The organism is Flavobacterium sp. P3_A6, from assembly GCF_056403035.1.
Genome location: NZ_JBFUGG010000036.1, coordinates 1 through 20,913 on the forward strand (window position 1 = coordinate 1; position 20,913 = coordinate 20,913).

At 34.8% G+C, this 20,913-nt stretch carries 17 protein-coding genes; 3 read left to right on the forward strand and 14 right to left on the reverse strand.

Annotation, left to right across the window (positions count from 1 at the left end; all coding sequences use genetic code 11):
• A partial coding sequence (locus tag AC1DVP_RS20635) for a T9SS type A sorting domain-containing protein (RefSeq protein ID WP_477185354.1) occupies positions 1-1,822 on the forward strand: 1,822 nt, incomplete at its 5' end.
• 109 nt (positions 1,823-1,931) lie between these two features.
• Here AC1DVP_RS20635 and AC1DVP_RS20640 read toward each other — a convergent pair.
• The 9 genes from AC1DVP_RS20640 to AC1DVP_RS20680 form a co-directional block, all read right to left on the reverse strand.
• A complete protein-coding gene (locus tag AC1DVP_RS20640) occupies positions 1,932-2,600 on the reverse strand; it encodes a ferredoxin reductase domain-containing protein (protein WP_477185355.1) in 669 nt (222 codons plus the stop codon).
• Between the two features lie 8 nt (positions 2,601-2,608).
• Positions 2,609-3,379: a slipin family protein gene (locus AC1DVP_RS20645; RefSeq protein ID WP_477185356.1), complete on the reverse strand. Its 771-nt coding sequence runs from the start codon at positions 3,377-3,379 to the stop codon at positions 2,609-2,611.
• 70 nt (positions 3,380-3,449) lie between these two features.
• Positions 3,450-4,295: a class I SAM-dependent methyltransferase gene (locus AC1DVP_RS20650; RefSeq protein WP_477185357.1), complete on the reverse strand. Its 846-nt coding sequence runs from the start codon at positions 4,293-4,295 to the stop codon at positions 3,450-3,452.
• Positions 4,296-4,527: 232 nt separating this feature from the next.
• Positions 4,528-5,853, reverse strand: a complete 1,326-nt coding sequence (locus AC1DVP_RS20655) for an ammonium transporter (protein WP_477185358.1) — start codon at positions 5,851-5,853, stop codon at positions 4,528-4,530.
• Positions 5,854-6,758: 905 nt separating this feature from the next.
• Positions 6,759-8,075 (reverse strand): ammonium transporter, encoded by a 1,317-nt coding sequence (locus tag AC1DVP_RS20660; protein WP_477185359.1) that lies wholly within the window; start codon positions 8,073-8,075, stop codon positions 6,759-6,761.
• A gap of 344 nt (positions 8,076-8,419) precedes the next feature.
• Entirely contained in the window at positions 8,420-9,490 is a 1,071-nt protein-coding gene (locus AC1DVP_RS20665) for an aminotransferase class I/II-fold pyridoxal phosphate-dependent enzyme (RefSeq protein ID WP_477185360.1), read from the reverse strand.
• 217 nt (positions 9,491-9,707) lie between these two features.
• On the reverse strand, positions 9,708-10,490 hold the full coding sequence (locus tag AC1DVP_RS20670; RefSeq protein WP_477185361.1) for an alpha/beta fold hydrolase: 783 nt from the start codon (positions 10,488-10,490) through the stop codon (positions 9,708-9,710).
• Positions 10,491-10,563: 73 nt separating this feature from the next.
• Positions 10,564-11,577 (reverse strand): dipeptide epimerase, encoded by a 1,014-nt coding sequence (locus AC1DVP_RS20675; protein ID WP_477185362.1) that lies wholly within the window; start codon positions 11,575-11,577, stop codon positions 10,564-10,566.
• 113 nt (positions 11,578-11,690) lie between these two features.
• Positions 11,691-12,068, reverse strand: a complete 378-nt coding sequence (locus AC1DVP_RS20680) for a PH domain-containing protein (protein WP_477185363.1) — start codon at positions 12,066-12,068, stop codon at positions 11,691-11,693.
• 568 nt (positions 12,069-12,636) lie between these two features.
• Between AC1DVP_RS20680 and AC1DVP_RS20685 the strand changes: the two genes are divergently transcribed.
• Both AC1DVP_RS20685 and AC1DVP_RS20690 read left to right on the forward strand, forming a co-directional pair.
• Entirely contained in the window at positions 12,637-13,134 is a 498-nt protein-coding gene (locus AC1DVP_RS20685) for a DUF1905 domain-containing protein (protein WP_477185364.1), read from the forward strand.
• A gap of 356 nt (positions 13,135-13,490) precedes the next feature.
• Complete coding sequence (locus AC1DVP_RS20690) at positions 13,491-16,391, forward strand: exo-beta-1,4-galactosidase (RefSeq protein ID WP_477185365.1); 2,901 nt, start codon at positions 13,491-13,493, stop codon at positions 16,389-16,391.
• Between the two features lie 18 nt (positions 16,392-16,409).
• Here the strand turns inward: AC1DVP_RS20690 and AC1DVP_RS20695 are convergent, their stop codons facing one another.
• The 5 genes from AC1DVP_RS20695 to AC1DVP_RS20715 form a co-directional block, all read right to left on the reverse strand.
• On the reverse strand, positions 16,410-17,141 hold the full coding sequence (locus AC1DVP_RS20695) for a phytanoyl-CoA dioxygenase family protein (protein ID WP_477185366.1): 732 nt from the start codon (positions 17,139-17,141) through the stop codon (positions 16,410-16,412).
• A 153-nt stretch (positions 17,142-17,294) separates the two neighbouring features.
• Positions 17,295-17,864 (reverse strand): nucleotidyltransferase family protein, encoded by a 570-nt coding sequence (locus AC1DVP_RS20700; protein ID WP_477185367.1) that lies wholly within the window; start codon positions 17,862-17,864, stop codon positions 17,295-17,297.
• A gap of 343 nt (positions 17,865-18,207) precedes the next feature.
• Entirely contained in the window at positions 18,208-18,885 is a 678-nt protein-coding gene (locus AC1DVP_RS20705) for a hypothetical protein (RefSeq protein ID WP_477185368.1), read from the reverse strand.
• Positions 18,886-19,278: 393 nt separating this feature from the next.
• Positions 19,279-19,989: a hypothetical protein gene (locus AC1DVP_RS20710; RefSeq protein WP_477185369.1), complete on the reverse strand. Its 711-nt coding sequence runs from the start codon at positions 19,987-19,989 to the stop codon at positions 19,279-19,281.
• Positions 19,990-20,094: 105 nt separating this feature from the next.
• Entirely contained in the window at positions 20,095-20,679 is a 585-nt protein-coding gene (locus AC1DVP_RS20715) for a hypothetical protein (RefSeq protein WP_477185370.1), read from the reverse strand.
• Positions 20,680-20,913 lie beyond the last annotated feature (234 nt).

A 20,913-nucleotide genomic window follows, 5' to 3' on the forward strand; every position in this document is an offset into this window, starting at 1 on the left:
CCATCGAGCCATCGAGCCGGCGACTGTCAGCGTAACGGGCGCGGGAGGACTGAATCTGACTCCAGCGGCATCCTACGGAAACAACACCAATGCGGGAACAGCCTCTGCCAGCTACGCTTATGCGGGGGACGCCAACCATGAGGGCAGCAGCGACAGCAAGGACTTTACCATCGGCAAAGCAAATCCAACAATTGTAGTTACGCCATACAGCATTACCTATGATAATGCGGCACATGCATCAATAGGAACAGCCAAAGGAATTCAAGGAGAAGCTCTTGTAGGATTGGATTTAAGCGGAACCATCCATACTAATGCAGGAACATATACCAATGATGCTTGGGTATTTACCGATGTCACTGGAAACTATAATAATGCTAATGGAACTGTAAACAATGCCATCGGCAAAGCCAATACTAGCGTAAGTGCAACAGGAGGCATGTTTAATTTTGACGATAATACTCATGCAGTGACAGCTTATGCGATCGGTGTTGGAGGAATTCATGTTACCGCTCCGTTTACTTTTAGTTATGTTGGAACAAATTGTGCTGGTGTTTATAATTCTGCTTTGGCAGCTTCTGCTCCAGGCACTTATACTGCAACGGCTACATTCGGGGGGAATTCCAATTATAATAGTTCTTATGCAACTGCCAGTGTTACCATTATATCTATAATGACAGCTACTGCTTCAGGCACTAACAACGTTTGTAATGCTGGTAATACAGGTACAGCAACAGTCATACCAGCTCTTGGCAAAAGCCCATATTCTTATTTGTGGAGTAATGGTGCTTCAACACAAACGATAACTGGTTTGGCGGCGGGGACTTATAATGTTACGGTAAAGGATGTTAATAATTGTATAAAAACGGCTTCTTATGCTGTTACACAGCCTTTAGCTTTGTCTGCGACTATTACAACTAATAATCCTAATCTATACTTTGGCTATTCAGGTGATCAGACTGCAACTATTACAGTAAAACCAATAGGCGGGCAAGCACCTTACCGAGTAGAAATAATGATGGTAGATCCTTTGCCTGCTTCACCATCCCGTCCAATTGAGCGTGTGGGAGGTAAGCTCATTTGCGATTATATTAACACTACTGGTGATGAAACTTGGACAAGTGTAGGGGCAACATACCAGACCATTAATTCCTGTATGGTACAACCAAAATCTGTTTCAAGTAATCCAGCCAGCACAGGTTTTAATAATATTCCTTTAAATGGAAGTTATTCTGTAAATGTTACTTTGCTTACTGACGCCCGATTTATAGCTACGATAGTTGATGCTAATGGATGTTCTTATACCATACCATACAATCAGTCAGTTGGGGTTGATGCTGAAGATGCACGTTGTTTTGCTGGGAATAGCGGTGTTGTAAAAGTTGCAATATGTCATCAAACAGGAAGTGCTAAGAATCCTTGTACAGCCATTTGTGTTGATCAGTCGGCGGTGCAGGAACATCTTAATCATGGAGACTTTTTAGGTAAATGTACAAATGATTGTAAGCCTCAAGGGTCTAATGCAAAAACTACTCATTCTGAAAAAGTGCTTGTTGAAGCAACAGCTACAGATATAGAGCCTGCTGAGTTTACCGTGAAAGTTTTCCCTAATCCAACCTACAATCAGTTTACTTTGGTTTTGGAAGGTGGCAGTACCGAAAGAATTGAGGTACAGGTGTATGACATGCTTGCCCGTAAGGTGAAACGTATCGAAAAAAATGAGAATCAACCGATTGTTTTTGGAGAGGACTTCCCTGCAGGAGAGTATATTGTATTAATAAGACAAGGACAAAATGCAAAAACTTTGAATCTGATAAAAAAATAAACTATTAAAAGAGTTTTCAAATTAAAGCCTTCCAGATTGTTTGGAAGGCTTTATCTTTTATATAAATTTTAGAGTGATTTTGTACAGTTTGAAATAGTAACTGATGTCATTACTTTTCGAAAATTACGGTACTAGCCGTTGCGCCAAGATCCAGTAGGTTTTTAGTGATATTTTTCACAAAATCAGTAGGGCCGCAGACATAAAAGTTTTGACTGAAGTCGGCTATGGTTTCAATTAAGAAATTGCGATCGATTCTTCTTTCCAGAAATCCGATGACATTTTCTCGAGTGTATACTTTTAAAAAATCTCTCTTAATCATTTTTTGCAATTCCTCGGACATAATTACATCCTCAGTAGTTTTGTTGCTGTAAATGAGTTTGTTGCCATGAATTTGTTGCTGCTTGTATAAATCACGAAAAATAGAAATAAATGGGGTGATGCCAGCACCTCCGGCAATAAAAGTCCCTTTTCCTTTGTATTGAATGGCTCCGAAAACATCGTGAAGTATCAATTCGGCTCCAGCATTAATGCTGCCAAGCTTATTGGTCACACCTTCATGATCTTTGTAAATCTTGATCATAAATTCGAGATAATTTTGTTCCCTTAAATTGGTAAAGGTAAAAGGACGTAATTTGTCTTCCCATTCAGGAAGGTTTATGGAAACATCGGTAGCCTGCCCCGGAATAAAATCGTATCCGGCGGGCTTTTCTGTTACAAAACATTTTACGTCATGGGTGATGTAAAATGCTTTTAATATTTTTACAATAGGTGTTTCCATAGTGGTTATTATTGATTCAAATTACTTTCATTACCCAGTTTTGACAAACTTTTTGCGGCGTTTGTGAAGTCTGATGGTATGAGGATTACGGTAGTGGTATTGTTGTCGATCCCTATTTCAGCCAGCATTTGCATACGTCTTAATTCTAATGCAATTGGGCTTTCTTCCATTCTTTTTGCACCTTGTGTCAGTTTTATGGATGCTTCCAATTCGGCTTCCGCTTTTACAATTCGGGCTCTTTTCTCTCTTATTGCTTCCGCTTCACGCGCCATGGCTCTTTGCATCGCTTCAGGAATTTCAACATCTTTCATTTCGACCATTTCGATTTTAATCCCCCATGGCTCTGTTGCCGAATCAACAATTTTTTGAAGCGTTCCGTTGATTTGTTCTCTTTCTCTCAATACTTCGTCAAGAGAATGTTGTCCGATAATATTTCGTAATGCGGTAACCGAAAATTGATAAACGGCCTTATTGTAATCTGCCACTTTGATAATTGCATTTTCAGGACTTGTTATTTTGAACCACAATACTGCATTTACCTTAATTGTTACACTGTCTTTTGTAATAGTTTCCTGTTGTTCGAGATCGACAGTTTTTGTTCGAATGTCTACCCGTTGTTGTCTTTCGATGAAAGGGATAATCCAATAAATACCTGGGCCCATTATGTTTCTGTAACGGCCAAGTCTGAAAACCACTCCACGCTGATATTCTTGTGCGATACGAATACCTCCTATAAGGAACATAGCCAGTATGATTACGGTAATTTGTAAAGGTGTCATAGTTTGCTTTTTTAAGCGTCGTTTTGTTTGTACTTTTAAGAGTTATTTTAATTTTTTTGAATCTATGGTGTTATTTCTCACCATAGATTACAAGTGCACTAGAGTCAATAATGACATTGTTATCAGGATATTTTTGATTCACTAGTGAATACACTTCTTCTTTTATTTTTTGTCTCATTGCGTCATCTGTTTTACTGAGGGCGGCGACCACAGGAGCTGCAACATCATTCATTAGATCCCAATACACATCTGTTGTTTTGCAGTTCAATTTTCCAGTAACCTCATTTACCGAAACGTTTTTGAGGCCTGCTTGTGAAAATAAATCAGACATGAATCCTTCTTTTGCACAGCGAAACATTCCGGGAGCACCAGGTGGTGGAGGCAGTATTTCTATGTTTTTACTTATGGTTCCCATAGTGGCAGTTATCCAGAAATTTTTTTCCGGAATATTCCAAACGGCAGTTGCAATTTTGCCTCCGGGCTTAAGAACTCGTGCCATTTCTTTTATGGCCAATAGCATATCTGGGAAAAACATAAATCCAAAGCGGCAGCTAATGGCATCAAAAGTGTTATCTGTGAAAGGGAGTTCACTGACGTCGCACACTATAGTTTCAAAATTTCGGATTCCTCTCTTTTTTGCATTTTCTTGGGCTACTTCGAGCATTCCTTCGGCTAAGTCTGTAGAAATTACTTTTCCGCCGTTTAAATGAGATGCAATGGTCAGTCCTGGTTCTCCGGTTCCTGCGGCGACATCAAGAACGATAGCATCGTTTTTTAGATTTAGTAATTTAATGATTTCGTCCCCCATGGGTTTTAGAAAATCCATTGTGAGTTCATCCCATTTTTTCCAACCAGGAGAGAATTTATTCCAAGTTTCTTTCTGTTGGTCCCTGATTTGTTCGATTTCCAATTCCATAACAGTATAATTTATTTGTTTATAATTATATTCTGGACACGATTTTGTAAGGAAAGATATACTGGAGATTTATGGGGATATTTATTATTACGAAATGGGGTAATAAATTTAAGAATATAATAGGTCTGTTTATGTTAAAGCCATCATATATTTTTGATAAGGCGGAGTAATAAAAAAAAACACTCTAAAATAAATTCTAGAGTGTTTTTTATGGATATTTGGAAATAGAATTTTACAAGAATTCTCCGTGTTGAGAGATGTCTAATCCTAGTTCTTCTTTTTCTTCGGTTACTCTTAAAGGTGTAATTTTGTTAACAATAAAGAATAAAGCATAAGAAACAGCGAAAGCAAATATGGAAACAAGAACTAATGCTTTCAATTGGATTAAAAACAAAGTGGCATCCCCAAAAATTAAACCTTGGTTATCACCTACAATTGGGTTTATGGCTTTTGAAGCAAAAACACCAGTTAAAAGCATACCTACCATACCTCCAACACCATGACAGGCAAATACGTCTAAGGCATCGTCGATTTTTCCTTTAGGGAATTTGCTCACAACAAGATTACTTACCACACTCGCGATAATACCTATTGCCATTGCGTGAGGAATGCTTACGAATCCTGCGGCAGGAGTAATTGCAACCAATCCTACTACAGCTCCGATAGAAGCGCCCATTGCAGAAAGTTTGTGTCCCATAATTTTATCAAGGAAAACCCATCCCATTGCAGCGGCAGCGGCAGCAACAGTTGTAGTTCCTAATGCTTGTGCAGCAAGACTGCTAGCGCCTACTGCTGACCCAGCATTGAAACCGAACCAACCGAACCATAATAAACCAGTTCCTAATAATACATAAGTAATACGAGCAGGATTAGCTTTTTGTACTTTTCTTTTTCCTAAGAAGATAGCTCCAGCAAGAGCTGCCCAACCAGCACTCATGTGTACTACTGTTCCTCCAGCAAAATCTAAAACTCCCATTTTGAAGAACATTCCATCAGGATGCCAAGTCATGTGGCATAATGGAGCATATACAAATAATATAAATAATACCATAAACAATAGGTAAGCCCAGAAACGTACTCTTTCAGCAAAAGCTCCAGTAATTAAGGCAGGAGTAATGATCGCAAATTTTGCTTGAAATAATGCAAACAAGATGAAGGGTATAGTTGGAGCTAGTTCCCAAGCGGTATTGGCACTTACTCCATTGAAAAATAAATTTGAAGACGGATTACCGATAAATCCTCCAATTGAAGGACCAAAACATAATCCAAATCCGATTACGACCCATAAAAGGGTTACTATAACCATTGCCATGTAGCTTTGTAACATGGTACTAATAACATTCTTTTTGCCTACCATTCCGCCATAAAAGAATCCAAGCCCTGGCGTCATTAATAATACAAATGCTGTGGCAACAATCATCCAAGATGTGTCTCCTGTATCTAATTTTAATTCCACTACGTGTGCTCCTAGTGTTGGAGATTCAACAAGAAAGTGAATTGAAAAAACAGATAATACCAGAATTGTGATTAGTATCACACTTAAAATAATTTTTCGCATAATTTTTTGTTTTTTAATTTTTTATAAAAGTATCAAATCATTTAGTACCCTCCAAAAAATATGGGGTAGTGTGGTTATTTTTATGAATTTTGTATTTACGACCATTGTATTTTGAGGGGTATTTAATATTTGTGTCTAAAATAAAGAATGTGTTAATGAAATTTTAAGTTTTTTTTAAGTTTTATTCTTGAATTGTTAATTTTTTTAGGAAATTATCGCTTGTTTTAGCAGTTGAACGATATTTTTGTTAATGATTACTTAAAATATTCTAGAAAAAGATATTGTTTGGCAAGTGTTTTGTTTTTCAGTAGATATATATGCCAAAAATGAATTTTTCTTGTTGTCTGCTTTCTGTCTCATTGGGAATAATTGTCTTAAATTTATTAAAAATTTATTAAATGGCTCTAGAAATAATAAATATTTATTTTTTTAAGTGATTTAATTTTAGAATGTTAGCGATTGTTGTTGGGATTATTAAGATAATGCTGTATAAGATTTATGAGGAGTTTTGTAAATTGTGTCCGATTGAGATGTCTAGAAAGTCAAATATTTCTGCTTTTAAAATAAATAATGAAGCTAGGGTTTGTAATTGTTTAGAAAGTTTAAAAATGAGATAGATTTGAACTTTTGAATAAAAAACAACATCAATAAAATCAATGACTTAGGACTTTTTTCTTGTTTTTAAATTCAAATCCATAATCGTAAACAAATTCAAATTCTGGTTTTTCATACTAATTCAAAACAGTAAAAAACCCCGTTTATCACCTTTTTGGGGCAATTTAGGGGTTTGTTTCTTCTAATATAGAATGTATGTTTTGAAAAATAATGACTTATTTTATTCTGAATGTGCCAAAAAAAAACACTCCCAAGTAATTTAAGAGTGTTTTGATTTTTTTTAAAAGAATCTATAAATATTCTCCATGCTGTGTAATGTCCAAACCTAGTTCTTCTTTCTCTTCGGATACCCGCAAAGGAGTAATTTTGTTTACTATATAGAAAAGGAAATAGGATATTGTAAAAGCGAATATGGATACGCCAATTAAAGCAATTATTTGGTGAGTAAATAATTTGGTTTCCCCAAAAGCAAGGCCTTGGTCGATAACTGCAGGGTTGATGTCTTTGGAAGCAAATACTCCGGTTAATACCATTCCTACCATTCCGCCTACACCATGACAGGCAAATACATCTAAAGCATCATCAATTTTAAATTTATGGAATTTGCTGACTGTAATATTACTGATTATACTTCCAATAATTCCCATAGTGATTGCATGCGGCATGCTTACAAATCCAGCGGCCGGAGTGATTGTTACCAGCCCGACTACTGCGCCAATGCAAGCGCCCATAGCTGAAAGTTTATGCCCCATAATTTTATCAAGAAATACCCAAGTCATAGAGGCGACTGCAGCTGCAACAGTTGTTGTTCCGAGTGCTTGCGCAGCAAGACCATTGGCTCCCATGGCCGATCCTGCATTGAAACCAAACCATCCAAACCATAATAATCCAGTTCCTAGCAGTACATAAGTAATACGAGCTGGGGTAGGTTTTGGTGATTTTCGTTTTCCCAGAAAGATAGCTCCGGCAAGTGCGGCCCATCCTGCGCTCATGTGTACGACTGTTCCTCCGGCAAAATCCAATACTCCAAAATTATACAGTAATCCATCCGGATGCCATGTCATATGTGCCAATGGAGCATATACAAAAAGTATGAATAGCACCATAAATAATAGGTACGCCCAAAAACGGATACGTTCAGCAAAAGCTCCTGTTACTATGGCTGGTGTGATAATTGCGAATTTAGCTTGGAATAACGCAAATAATAAAAAAGGAATTGTAGGAGCTAATTTCCATGAGGTGCCAATTCCGACACCTTGAAAAAAGATATATGGTATTGGGTTTCCAATGATACCTCCAATTGAAGGTCCAAACGATAATCCGAAAGCAATCAACACCCATAAAACGGTTACTATAATCATGGCCATGAAACTTTGAAGCATGGTGCTGATTACATTTTTTTTGCCTACCATACCGCCGTAGAAGAAACCTAATCCAGGTGTCATTAGTAATACCAATGCAGAAGCTACCAGCATCCATGCGATATCACCAGTGTCAAATTTTGAAATTTCGTAAAGATTTGTTTTGTGGCTTGTTAAAAAGTAATTAGAGAAATAGGATAGTACCAAAATTGTGACAAGTATCACGCTTAAAACTATTTTTCGCATTTTGTATTAATTTTATTTTTTTTATGCAAAAATAAAAAATCATTTCAAACACCCTGTTAAAAAGGGTATCAGTATGTTATTTTTATCATTTGTGTATTTTACCTATCATAAATTAGGGGTAGCTAATGTAAAAATCACTTAAAAATAATAATAATTTAATTTATAGCATTTTTAATTCATTTAACAACGAGTTACTTTTTTGTAAATTGTAGCCAATAACTTCATTATTGAGATATCAATAGTTAAGAGTTAATAAATTTAATAATTTATTATATTGTTATAAATGCTTAGCTTTTCTTTAAGTCTGAGAATTACATCTAAGATATTTTTGTTTTTAGCCCATTTTAGAGCACAAATCGGATATCGCCTTCAAAATCTGTTCTCATTTGTGAAAAAATATTCAGCTGCTGCATCATTTTATCTAAGTCCGCTTTAGTATGATGGGCACTAATTACAATTCGGCTCAATTTTCCTGAAGCTGTCGGATAAGGAAAAGAGGTGGGAATAATGTTATTTTCCAAAAGCATTTGAAGTAATTCTTCTTGGTCAAAATAAATAACGGGATAATCTTTAGTAAAAGTCAAAGCATCATTAGGCAATAAATGGCGGGCAACATAATTTAAATTGTCCTTTAGCAGCTGTCTTTGCAATTGATAAAGTTCCTGTGCATTTACAAAAGTTTCTAAAAATGCCGGATTCATACCCGAAGCACCAATAAAATTTTGCTGTTTTTTTATTTCATCAATAAATTGAAAATCTCCAGCGATGAAACCTCCAGTGAGTCCTATGGCTTTTCCCAACGATGCAATAGCTATTTTTCGGTGTATGTTCGGAAGCTGATATTGTTTTAAAACTCCTTGTCCTTGGTTTCCGAGTAGTCCAAAACTGTGAGACTCGTCAAATAATAAAGTAACGATTTTGGAGCTTGGAATATCTTTCAAGATGCTTAAATCAATAGGAGAAACTTCCAGTGATGGAATAGCATCGGCAACAATTCCTATTTTTGATACAGTTGGGTCTAGAAGAAAAGGATTCAGTTTCCCATTTTGAATTAAGGGAAGTGAAAAGGGGTGCATTAAAGCAGGATGTGTATTAGGGAAATGGAAAAGCAAGTCAGTTGTATGCTGTAGCTGTTCCAATGCCAGTTTTCCAGCCAGCATGCCTGAGGAAACAGTTACTACAGCATCAGTACCTATTTGATTGGCTAATAAATCTTCGGCAGTTTTGTAAATTTCTAATTGAATATTGGCGGAGCGGGAACTGCCATAACTTGTTCCCCATTTTTGGAGACTGTTCAATAAGATCGCTTGAAACTCGGGCAGGGTAGTAACACCCAAGTAATTGGTACCGCCAAAGTAAAGAAGCTCTTCGCCGTCTTTGTAAAATATTCTATTTGGAATTTCGTTTACTTGCATTTCTATAGTTGATTGTTTTTTTTTGACACAGATTGCACAAATTAGCACTGATTTTATAGGTACTGTTAATGTTCTCGAGCCTCAAACCGCAGCAACTTATGAAAATTAAGTGTTTTTCGGCTAAACGAAAAAACGATTAAGATTGATAATTATAATGAATTTGGAAAGTACAAGAGAAGTGTGTTGGCTGATTTTAAAATTTACTTTATTATGCAATTCATTTAGTTAATTCTTCTATCAAACGGTTTAGGATTTCATTAAATTCAGTTGGTTTTTCAAGCATGGGATAATGACCAGTTTTGGTTATTATTTTACAATCGTAATCTTTTAGATACATCCTATTATTGTCACTATTTGTGGGCGATGCATCAGAATTTATTGCTCTAACAGGGATGTTAACTAATTTTGCTATTGCATTAATATCCATTAAGTATAAAGGTTTAAGCGCATTAATGGCAAAATCGGATTTATTTTGAAGAAATTCATTTTGAAGTTTTTCTTTTACTGAATCTGGCGTGTCTTCAACAAATAGATACTGTGGAAGAATATTTTTAACAGCTAATTCAAAATTATTTCTATAATGGGTAAATTGATATTCCTCAGCTTGTTCATAAGTGAATTTTTGACCTAAGTCTTTTAAGGTATCAACTAAGACTATTGATTTTATTTTTTGAGATTCTATTGAAGCTTCAAGTACATACGCTCCCGACATGGAATGTCCAATTAATATAATTTCGTTAGAGTCGATTTCTTGTAGAACAGCATTAATATCATCGGCATATTGTTTGCTGCTCCAATTAGTTCTCGATTTCCCGGATTTTCCGTGTCCGCCTAAGTCAATTTGTACAATTTTATATTTGTCTTTGAAATAAGTTTGTTGGGCACTCCACCAATCACCATTTCCAAGCCAACCGTGAACAAAGACTAGAGTAATGTTTCCTTTTCCAGTTTCATGAAAGTGAATTTTAACACCATCTGTTGATATTGCATATTTTTCCATTTTATTCGATGATTTTATTATTCATTTTTTTTAAGTAATTATGTCCTTATTATGTCCTTGCTGCTTTAATTATTTAATGCTTCAAAACAGCCCCAATGCCATTCGAATCTGCATAATGAACAATTCCGTCCGTGATGGTAACACCAGTAGCAATGTCTTCAGACAGTAACAAAGCACCATCCATATCCACATAATCAAGCTCTGGCAATAAGTGCGCAATAGCCGAAATCCCAACCGTAGATTCCGTCATGCATCCCACCATGGTTTTCATGCCATATTGCTTAGCCTCGGCAATCATTCTTCGGGCTGGGGTAAGACCGCCACATTTCACCAGTTTTATATTTACGCCGTGAAAATGATTATGGCATTTAGCAACATCTTCTTCTATAATACAGCTTTCATCAGCAATAATTGGCAGGACAGAATGTTTAAAAACTTCTTTGTGCGCAGCCCATTGGTCAGCTTTCATAGGCTGTTCTAAGAATTCTACCCCAAGTTTTTTTAAAGCGATAGCGTTATTGATTGTTTCGGTGACCGTCCAGCCACAATTAGCATCAATTCGGAAACGGGCATTGGTATGTTTGCGCAATTCGGTAACAATCGCAATGTCGTCTTTGGTTCCCAACTTAATTTTATAGATTGGCCATGGCATTTCTTTTAGTTTCATGACCATTTTGTCGATTTTGTCAATCCCAATAGTGTAATCGGTTTTAGGATTGTGCAAAGGAGAATTTCCCCAAACCTCATATAACTTTTTACCTTTTTTCTTGGCATATAAATCATTGTAAGCCATATCCAAAGCACACAGTGCAAACATGTCATTCTTCAATAAAGCCGAAGCGCTGTCCCAAAATTCCTCTGGCGTTTCATCATTATGTGCTTCAATAAACGGAATAATAGCTTCTAGATTAGCCCTCATGCTATCTACCGTAATATTGTAATATGGATTTGATGTTGCTTCTCCAAGTCCTGAAAAACCGTCACTTTGCAGTTCTACAATCAGTGTAGGCTGTACATTGTGCGACTCTCTCGAAATCGTAAAAGTGTGCTTTAATTGGAGCTTAAAAGTACGGATGATTATTTTCATGTGTGTAGGTTTTTAAAAAGATGAAAGAAGCAAGAATAAAGAAGAAAGAATTTAATTTTGAAAAAATAATCCAGAAATCTTTACTCTTGCTTCTTTCTTCTATTTTCTAAAGCTTATTTCAATATATGCTGGCTCAGAATTTGGTACACTTCGTTGATGTTATTCCCGCCTTTGCCAAATTGTTTTGAAATTGGAGCATCTTCACCAGCCAGCCAAATCTTCAATTCAGCATCCATGTCCAAGATTCCGGCGCTTTCCTTGGAGAATTTTTTAATAGACGAATACGGAATCGAAAGATAATCCACTTTACTGCCCACTAATTGTTTTTCGACCAAAATCAGCCTTTTATTGGTAAAAACAAACATATCTTTAATCACTTTGTATCCCTTTTCGATTTTTTCGCCTTCAATCAATAAAGGCTCAAATTCCTTCGAAAGATTTTCCGTATTTACTTCCGATGCATTACCAAGTATGGCATTAAATAGTCCCATGATATTCTCTTTAAATTGTGAAAATCAAATTTAAAGAATTTACTTGTCTCGGCATTATAATTTATTCCAAAATCATAAAAATGATTTATTTCATCAATTCTCAAAAGTTTGTTTGGGTGTAACCCCATTCCAGTAAAAGGGCTGATTTTCTTTACGATTATACGCCCTTTTACTGGAATGCGGTCGGGCTATTCGCGCTACTTCGGTAGCTTGCTGCTATCCCTTACACGAGTACACAAGATCTTTTGGGAAGATAATGAATTTTATGACTATCCGTAACTAATACCAAACAGATAGAATTAGCCACAGATTAAAAAGATTTACACAGATTTTTTACAAAGTGTAATGAAATCTATGAGAATCAGTGTAATCAGTGGCAAAAAAATATACATGGTACTCTTTGCGGACAATCATAATGAATTTTATATGATGTCCAAAGCCACGGTGTGTGTATGCGTTCCGGTGCGAATGAAATAATTTTAAATTTTAATTCGTATTTTCGTTTGAGTCAAAATCAGTGTTGCAGTTGTTTTTAAATAAGCAAAAAATAAAACTATTTTTAAAAAAAATGAATCCAGCTAAGATCAATAAATTTTCAGCAGAAATTCAGATAATAGGAGTGAATCCATTTGTTTTTCTGCCGGATGAAGTTTTGAATTTTATTTTTAAGGAAGCTAATAAAGACAAAGGCAAAATTCCGGTCAAAATCAAAATGGAAGGCCATGAATTTATTCAGACCTTGATAAAATACAGTGGTTATTGGCGGCTGTACCTCAATACGCCCATGCGAAAAACAGCAAAGAAAGAAGTAGGAGATACCGCCAGCTTTGAAATCGCATTTGATCCCGAAGAAAGAGTAATTCCCATGCATCCCAAATTAACCCAAGTTTTAAAGGAAAATCCTGAAGCTCACAGAATATTCGACAGTTTGAGACCTTCACTTCAACTGGAAATCGTTCGATATATATCTTTTTTAAAAACAGAGGAATCCATTAATAAAAATGTTTTGCGAGCCGTAAATTTTTTACTCGGAAAAGAAAGATTCATCGGGCGGGATAAACCGTAACAAAAGTTTTTTTAACCGCAAGAGGCTGAGGCTGTCCGAAAAGTAATCTTTGAGCAGTTATACTCGATGAAATTAAAGTTATTGCTATCACGATTAACAGCTATGAGTAAAACAATTTGGTTGTCTTCTGATTTAGATTAAATTTTTCTGAATATCCAACGGTAAAATGTAGATTTATTTTTTTCTGATTTTCATAACAGGATGCTACAGGATAACAATTGTAATTCATTATTTTATTTTTATACCGATTATGCATTCAATATAGTTCAACAAGACTAGTCTGTTTTGATACTATATGGGATTACTATTTGACTATCTGTAAAATAAAGATGGTTTACTTACTATAAAACTATAAAATGATTAAAAAATACAGTTATATCAGCCTGCTGTTAGTGGCTTTGTTTATCTTAAGCAGTTTCAAAAATGAAAAAATTAAGCTGAACGGTACTTGGCATTTTCAAATTGACCGCAAAGATGAAGGCATCACTGAAAAATGGTACAATAAAAATCTTTCAGATGCGATAAAGCTTCCTGGTTCGATGGCACAATTCTTAAAAGGAGATGAAATAACCTTAAAAACAAAATGGACAGGTTCTATTTATGACAGCTCTTATTATTTTGTTCCAAGATTAAAAAAGTATCGTGAACCGGGAAGTATACACATTCCTTTTTGGTTAACGCCTGCAAGGCATTATGTTGGTGCAGCTTGGTATCAAAAAGAGGTAAACATTCCTGCAAATTGGAAAGGCAAACGAATATTGCTCCATTTAGAAAGAACTCATATAGAAACCAGAGTTTGGATAAACGATAAAGAAGTGGGGATGCAAAACTCCTTGGTAGCGCCTCATGTTTATGATTTGAGCCAATATCTAACAACGGGCAAACAGCGCATTTCTATTCGGATAGATAATCGGATTAAAGAAATTAATGTGGGGCCCGATTCGAACAGCATTACCGATCATACGCAAGGAAACTGGAATGGCATCATTGGCAAAATTGCATTGGAGTCCGGTTCGCCAGTTTATATCGATGATGTTCAAATTTATCCAGATGTAAAAAACAGAAAAGCCCTCGTAAAAATCACGATTAATAACAGCACTCAAAATCAATTTAGCGGTGAACTTTCTATAACTGCAAAGAGTTTTAATTCTCAAGCATCTGACAAAACCCAAGCGATTACAAGCAGTTTTTCCGTAGTCAAGCAGGGAGATCAAACAATCGAACTTGAACTGCCTTTCGGAAAAGGAATGCTCACTTGGAATGAATTTGATCCTGCTTTGTATCATCTGGAAGCAAAACTTTCTTCGAATGAAGTAAGCGACACAAAAATCGTCCAGTTTGGAATGCGTGAATTCAAAATTAAAGAAAACCAATTTTTAATAAATGATGTTCCTCTATTTCTTAGAGGAACGGTTCATAATTGTGAATTTCCGCTAACTGGCTATCCTGCAACAACATTGGAAGCTTGGGTGAAAATTTTTAAAACCATAAAAAAACATGGATTAAACCACGTTCGTTTTCACTCGTGGTGTCCGCCCGAAGCTGCTTTTATTGCTGCAGATAAAATTGGGCTCTATTTGCAGCCCGAAGGCCCAAGCTGGCCTAATCACGGCCCTAAAATAGGATTGGGGCAGCCTGTAGATCAATTTTTATATGACGAAACCACGAGAATGGCAAAAGAATACGGAAATTATGCGTCGTTTACAATGTTGTCTGCTGGAAATGAGCCTGCTGGAAATCAAGTAAAATACCTCAATCAATTTGTAGATTTTTGGAAAGCAAAAGACAGCAGAAGGGTTTATACCGGCATGACTGTGGGAGGAAGCTGGCCTGTGGTTCCGAATGCAGAATATCAGGCTCGTGGAGGCGTGAGAGGTTTAAAATGGGAAAAAATGCCTGAAACCGAATCTGATTTCAGTGCTGGAATTGCTCCTTTTAAAGTTCCTTTTGTAGCTCACGAAATAGGGCAGTATTGTGTTTTTCCTAATTTTGAGGAGATTAAGAAATATAAAGGAGTTTACAGAGCCAAAAATTTTGAAATGTTTCGTCAGGATCTTAAAGATCACAATATGGAAAATCAGTCAAATGATTTTTTAAATGCCTCTGGAAAACTACAGGTTTTATGTTATAAAAATGAAATCGAAAAAATATTGAGAACGCCTGGTTATGCCGGTTTTCAAATGTTGGGGTTACAGGATTTTCCTGGTCAGGGCACTGCTTTAGTGGGAGTTTTAGACGCTTTTTTTCAGGAAAAAGGATATGTGTCCGTTCAAGAATATGCCCGGTTTTGTAACGAAACCGTTCCTTTGGCAAAAATTCCAAAATTTGTTTATACAAATGGAGAAACTTTCAAAGCGGCAATTGCTCTTTTTCACTCTGGGAAAACATCTTTGAAAAATGCAGTAATTAACTGGACAATCAAAAATGAAAAGGGGAATATACTTGCTGCCGGAAGCTTTGACCCTAAAACATTCGAAAACGGGAATGGCCTTTTCGCCGGAAATATAGAATTTTCGCTGGGCGGGATTAAGGATGCTTCCAAATTAAATCTTGAAGTAAAAGTCAATAATACAATCTTTGCCAACGACTGGAATTTTTGGGTGTATCCCGATAAAAATACTGAAATATCTCCTTCGGTTTATTACACAACCGTATTAGACGATAAAGCAAAAGAAATACTGCAAAATGGAGGAAAAGTGTTTTTGAATGCTTCGGGCAAAGTAATTAAAGGAAAAGAAGTTGAAATGCATTTTCTGCCTGTTTTTTGGAATACTTCTTGGTTCAAAATGCGTCCGCCACATGTTACTGGAATGCTAATTCAGGATAAAAGTCCTGCTTTTAATGATTTCCCAACTAGTTTTTACAGTGATTTGCAGTGGTGGGAAATTCAAAATCGTTCACAGGTAATGAATCTTGAAGATTTTCCAGCCGATTTTCGTCCGTTAGTTCAGCCAATTGACACTTGGTTTATGAACCGCAGACTGGCTTTAGTCTTTGAAGCCCAAATAGGAAAAGGAAAAATTATAGTAAGCAGTGCCGATATTGGCCCGGATATGGAGAATAAGCCTGCATCCAAACAATTATTTTTTTCGTTGCAAAAATATATGGATTCGGATGAATTCAATCCAAAAGGCAAATTGGATTTTGAGATGATAAAAGATGTATTTGTCAGTCCGTCCCGCGAAGTGTTTAATACTTATACAAAAGACAGTCCAGATGAATTGAAACCTAATTCAAACCAGAATAAAGTGAAGTAGCCAATTATAAAATCGGCTTTAATCTAAAGTCTTATTATAATCCATTTTTTCGCTCCATTCCAATTCATCCGGCAAGTTTTTATTACTGAATTCGATATGAATCACTCTCCGTCTTTCATTATTTGTCGTTTTGTTAGAAGCGTGAAAAAGTAAGGGTTTCATAATCATTATTCCTCCTTTATCAACTTCGCAGATGGTTTGAATTTCGTTTTCGATATCCGCTTTATCTGTTCTGTAAATTCCTTTGTTATGCGATTTATTTAAGACTTTTAAAGCTCCGTTTTCTTTAGTTGTTTTATCCAGATGAATTCTAATTGTAAAAATGTTTTCCAGAATTTCTTTTGGAGGCTGAACAGCAAATTGATTTTGCTTATTTGTCCAATTTTCAAAATTTTCTACATCCATTTTTTTGTCAACTGAAATTGTCAAATCTTGGTGATAAGAAACAAACCAATTCGATTTTTCGGGTTTGTCAAAATAAATTGATTTTGTTATGAAATAATCTTCTCCAAAGTTTGATTTTATAATATCAATCAGGTTTTGATTGAAAATATAGTTTAGAGATTCTGGAATTTCTTTGTGGAATTGTCTAATGGCAAATAAATCGTCCGATTTTCGAAATGTTGATTTTTCAGTTTTATTTTCAGCTGCGTTTTCAATTATTGCTGTCAGTTTTTCAATTTCATTTTGATCGTAAACATTTTCTATAATTGTAAAACCTTCAGTTTCTATTTCTTTTAAATTTTGCATTTTTTGACTGAAATTCGTTTAGTTATTTTCTCTACAAGCTCAAAAGGTTCAAATACAAAACCATCTTTCCATTAAGCTAATTGCCCAAATCCGTTGTAGCATCTATGTTAGCGGTTCGTTGTTCTTCCTGTCATTCGTTATTGTTTTGTTCAATTACTCCCAAGGCAGGACATTTATATTGTCCCACCTGTTTTTAAAACTTTCTGTCATTGTTAAATAATTCTCTTTTGTCATTGTTAATTTGTTAGGTCTAACAATCATATCAAAAGCATCTTCAAGTCCATAAGGTGCAAAAATTTCAAATTTGTCTGACCTCCTTACTCCAATTGCAAATGCAGATAACCAAGTTTCAATACCGTCTTCTGTTCTGTTAAATTTGTCAATAACATTTCCAAATTTTTTAGGATACCATTCGTAAACATATGCTTGATTTGTAATGTCGAGTTGGAACTTATGAGTTACTTTTTTTTCAATATTCGTCTGATGTGATTTTTCTAATAATCTATCTTCAGTGTCAGAGTAGTAAACAATATCAAAATCTTTCACTTTTTCAAGGTTAGGTCTGCCAAGTATGTTATTCCATATCAATTGAGTTATTGCTCCGCCTGCTAAATAATAGTCTGTCAAGCCATAGTTATTACATTTGTTTAATGTATCAATGATTTCTGGACAATTATTTAAATATGAAATCAGTTCTTTTCTTCGGTCTGTCATTATTGTCATAGTTTTGAATATTCTATTTAAAATCAGTCATTTTCAATGTTTGTAGGGTGTCGCTTATAATGGTCGTTAACGTCAGTCTGTGAAAAAACTAAAATCAGCCTCTTGAGAATCTCATATTTGAGTTTTTTCTTTGGTAGCCCTCTGAATATTTTAAAAATTTAAAGTAGTTTTTTCATAGCCTGACGTTCTGGTACTACAACGGGTTTGGGACTAAATTAAGCCCATTCTTCGGATTTGCCACTCGAGCGATAGCGAATAGACGAAGTAAATCATCCCAAATACAAAACCAACTTTCCATTAAGCCAATTACCCAAATCCGTTGTAGTGGCTCTTAGCGGTAGTATTAATCTATGATAAATTTGTTTAAATTATATACATTTTCAATATTAGTTTCGTAATCCTTTGTGCTAATTATTCCGTTCTTTTCAAAATAAAATTTAAAATAAATTTTGGTAGAATTAACCGAAATGTAATTTGAGGTTTTGACAATTTTATTAAATCCACTAAAAAGAGGTTCCAATTGAAAATAAGAATATCTTTTGTATTCATCATTTTCAGAAAGTTTGTAATAACCCTTAATTATTCTACTTGAAGTATTGTTTTTAAAGTCAAATTTTATGGAAGTAAATCCTTTTTGTGTATCGGTTTCCATATCACATTCTGCGAAGTCAACCTCTATGTCTTTTATATCAATGMTTACTATCTTGGTTTTATTAGATATAAAATATTTGAAACAAACATTTTGATAGTAAAATGGTGTTGTTGCGTTAAAACTAATAAGATTATAATATGTTGAGGGTTTGAGTTTATATTTTAAATTCAAACTTCTACCTGCGGGCAATTTTTTACTGATTAAATTTTCATTTAATATTTGAGAACAATAAGGATTTTTAAGAATAGAGTCATATTCTATTATGTACAAATTAGAAATAGGATTTTTAGTGTTGTTTTTTATAGTTAATTGACTACAAACTCTAGCACTAAATAGAACTAAAATAGATAAAATTATCGTTTTTTTCATTGTTTGCTTTTTTATTCTAACTAACGTTTTTGCTATGTTTTTAAAATTAACTATTAGTTTTTTTATAATATTTGTCTAAATTTTTACTTTCTTCCGTCGGTTTAAGGCGCCAATTTGATGCAAAATACGTGTTATTACCACTAACGTCAGTTTGTGAAAAAACTAAAATCAGCCTCTTGAGAATCTCATATTTGAGTTTTTTCTTTAGTAGCCCTCCGAATACTTTCTATATTTGAAGAGGTTTTTTCACAGCCTGACGTTCTTGTACTACATCGGGTTTGGGACTAAATTAAGCTCATTATTCGAATTTGCCAAATCTCCCAAGTACAAAACCATCTTTCCATTAAGCTAATTGCTCAAATCCATAGGAGTAGCTGTTATGCGTTCGTTTTTTTATTTTTGTTGTTCAAATATTTTTATCAAAGTCAAAGCAAAACTTGGTTCAATTTGGTCAATTCTTCCTGTGTTAATATTTATACCAACAGAACCATTTCCTGGATTATAATTTGCACCTCCCAAACCAATTCCAGTAAAACTTATAAATGTAGCAGATTTATCTTCTTCCCCTTTAATCCAATATGTCATTCCTGTAAAACCTCCTTTATTTATTTTTAATTCTTCACCAATTTTTACATCAAATTCTCTAAACTTTCCACTGTCAATTTCGTATTTTTCTCCATCTACTTTAAAACTTTGGCTTTTTAATTCTGTTAAATTTTGATTTCCAAAAACATAAACTTTATTTTTAGGAACATTTTTGTAGTTGTTTTCAAAAAAGATGTCTTCACAAAAATATGTTGATAATATCAATTCTGCGTTTTCGCTATCTATTTTATTAAAACTATCAAACTTAAAAGAATTTGCTCCTATTTTTTGAACTTCACTTTTGATTTTTTGAAACAATGATGAAAGGTCATTCAACTTTCCTGTTGATTTTACTTTTGCCACAAACTTTGAGTTTGATAAATCGGTTTCTTGACAAATGAATACAAACAATTTGTCTTTTGGTTTCTCAATTGTATCATTCTTTTCAATAAATTCAATTTTTTGGGAATAAGAAGCATTTCCAATAATTATCATCAATAAGAATATTAATTTTTTCATAGGTTTTATTCATGGTTTTTGGTTTCTGTTGCTCGAAAAATAACCGACATATAACCCTCTCAAAAGTTGTGAATAACTTTACGATGCTTTACATAGGAGTAGCTGTTATGCATCGTTTTTTTCTTTCCTATATACATTTACTTCACTATTCGTCGCAGTGATAAAATATTTTCCGTCAAAAGAAAATCCATATGCCCTTAATTCATAGTCGTGAAAGATTCTAAAACAATCTTTTCCTTCGTCTTCTTTGTAAATGCTTTTGAAATTCGGTTCAAAAATCAAATCAATTATTGGCCAATCGATTGCCATAAATTGAATAAAATCTCCTTCTTGATTGGATGATGGAAGTCTACCTCCGTGTAATCCACTAACCAATATCTTTTCGTCTGAGAGCTTTCCTATTCCCATTGCCCATAATTCATATGAATTAATCCATTCCCAATTAGTATCGTAATCTCTATCTGTCAATTCAAATTTTGAACAATCAATCAGACCTCTTCCTTGGCTTGAAATCACTAAAAGTAATTCAGGATATTTTTTTGAAAACCCAACTTCACTTAATCCACCAACTGCAAATGTTTCTTTTTGCCAGCCTTTCGGTATGTCACATATTTTGGCTTGATTGACTACCTTTTGAAGTCTCAATCGGTTTTCGTTATCTGGATTTACATTTTTTTTGAAAAAGTTCATTGTATTGCAGTTATTTTCTAAAATGGTGCATAACGTCAGTCTGTGAAAAAACCTTCGTTTGAGTTGCCTCAAATATAACAAAAAAGTTGTGGCAAAACAGGAATTTTCGTATTTTTAGGAATGCAACATATCACAGGGATTTCCCGCCACCAAATGCGTATTTTTAGTTTAGAAGAGGCTATAGCTCCCAATAATCAAGTACGATTTATAGATGCTTTTGTAGCGTTTGTAGAT

Excerpts from the sequence above, each read along its gene's own strand:
- AC1DVP_RS20640 (WP_477185355.1), bottom strand. The coding sequence starts at position 2,600 with ATGGAAACACCTATTGTAAAAATATTAAAAGCATTTTACATCACCCAT.
- AC1DVP_RS20645 (WP_477185356.1), bottom strand. The coding sequence starts at position 3,379 with ATGACACCTTTACAAATTACCGTAATCATACTGGCTATGTTCCTTATA.
- AC1DVP_RS20650 (WP_477185357.1), bottom strand. The coding sequence starts at position 4,295 with ATGGAATTGGAAATCGAACAAATCAGGGACCAACAGAAAGAAACTTGG.
- AC1DVP_RS20655 (WP_477185358.1), bottom strand. The coding sequence starts at position 5,853 with ATGCGAAAAATTATTTTAAGTGTGATACTAATCACAATTCTGGTATTA.
- AC1DVP_RS20660 (WP_477185359.1), bottom strand. The coding sequence starts at position 8,075 with ATGCGAAAAATAGTTTTAAGCGTGATACTTGTCACAATTTTGGTACTA.
- AC1DVP_RS20665 (WP_477185360.1), bottom strand. The coding sequence starts at position 9,490 with ATGCAAGTAAACGAAATTCCAAATAGAATATTTTACAAAGACGGCGAA.
- AC1DVP_RS20670 (WP_477185361.1), bottom strand. The coding sequence starts at position 10,490 with ATGGAAAAATATGCAATATCAACAGATGGTGTTAAAATTCACTTTCAT.
- AC1DVP_RS20675 (WP_477185362.1), bottom strand. The coding sequence starts at position 11,577 with ATGAAAATAATCATCCGTACTTTTAAGCTCCAATTAAAGCACACTTTT.
- AC1DVP_RS20680 (WP_477185363.1), bottom strand. The coding sequence starts at position 12,068 with ATGGGACTATTTAATGCCATACTTGGTAATGCATCGGAAGTAAATACG.
- AC1DVP_RS20685 (WP_477185364.1), top strand. The coding sequence starts at position 12,637 with ATGAATCCAGCTAAGATCAATAAATTTTCAGCAGAAATTCAGATAATA.
- AC1DVP_RS20690 (WP_477185365.1), top strand. The coding sequence starts at position 13,491 with ATGATTAAAAAATACAGTTATATCAGCCTGCTGTTAGTGGCTTTGTTT.
- AC1DVP_RS20695 (WP_477185366.1), bottom strand. The coding sequence starts at position 17,141 with ATGCAAAATTTAAAAGAAATAGAAACTGAAGGTTTTACAATTATAGAA.
- AC1DVP_RS20700 (WP_477185367.1), bottom strand. The coding sequence starts at position 17,864 with ATGACAATAATGACAGACCGAAGAAAAGAACTGATTTCATATTTAAAT.
- AC1DVP_RS20710 (WP_477185369.1), bottom strand. The coding sequence starts at position 19,989 with ATGAAAAAATTAATATTCTTATTGATGATAATTATTGGAAATGCTTCT.
- AC1DVP_RS20715 (WP_477185370.1), bottom strand. The coding sequence starts at position 20,679 with ATGAACTTTTTCAAAAAAAATGTAAATCCAGATAACGAAAACCGATTG.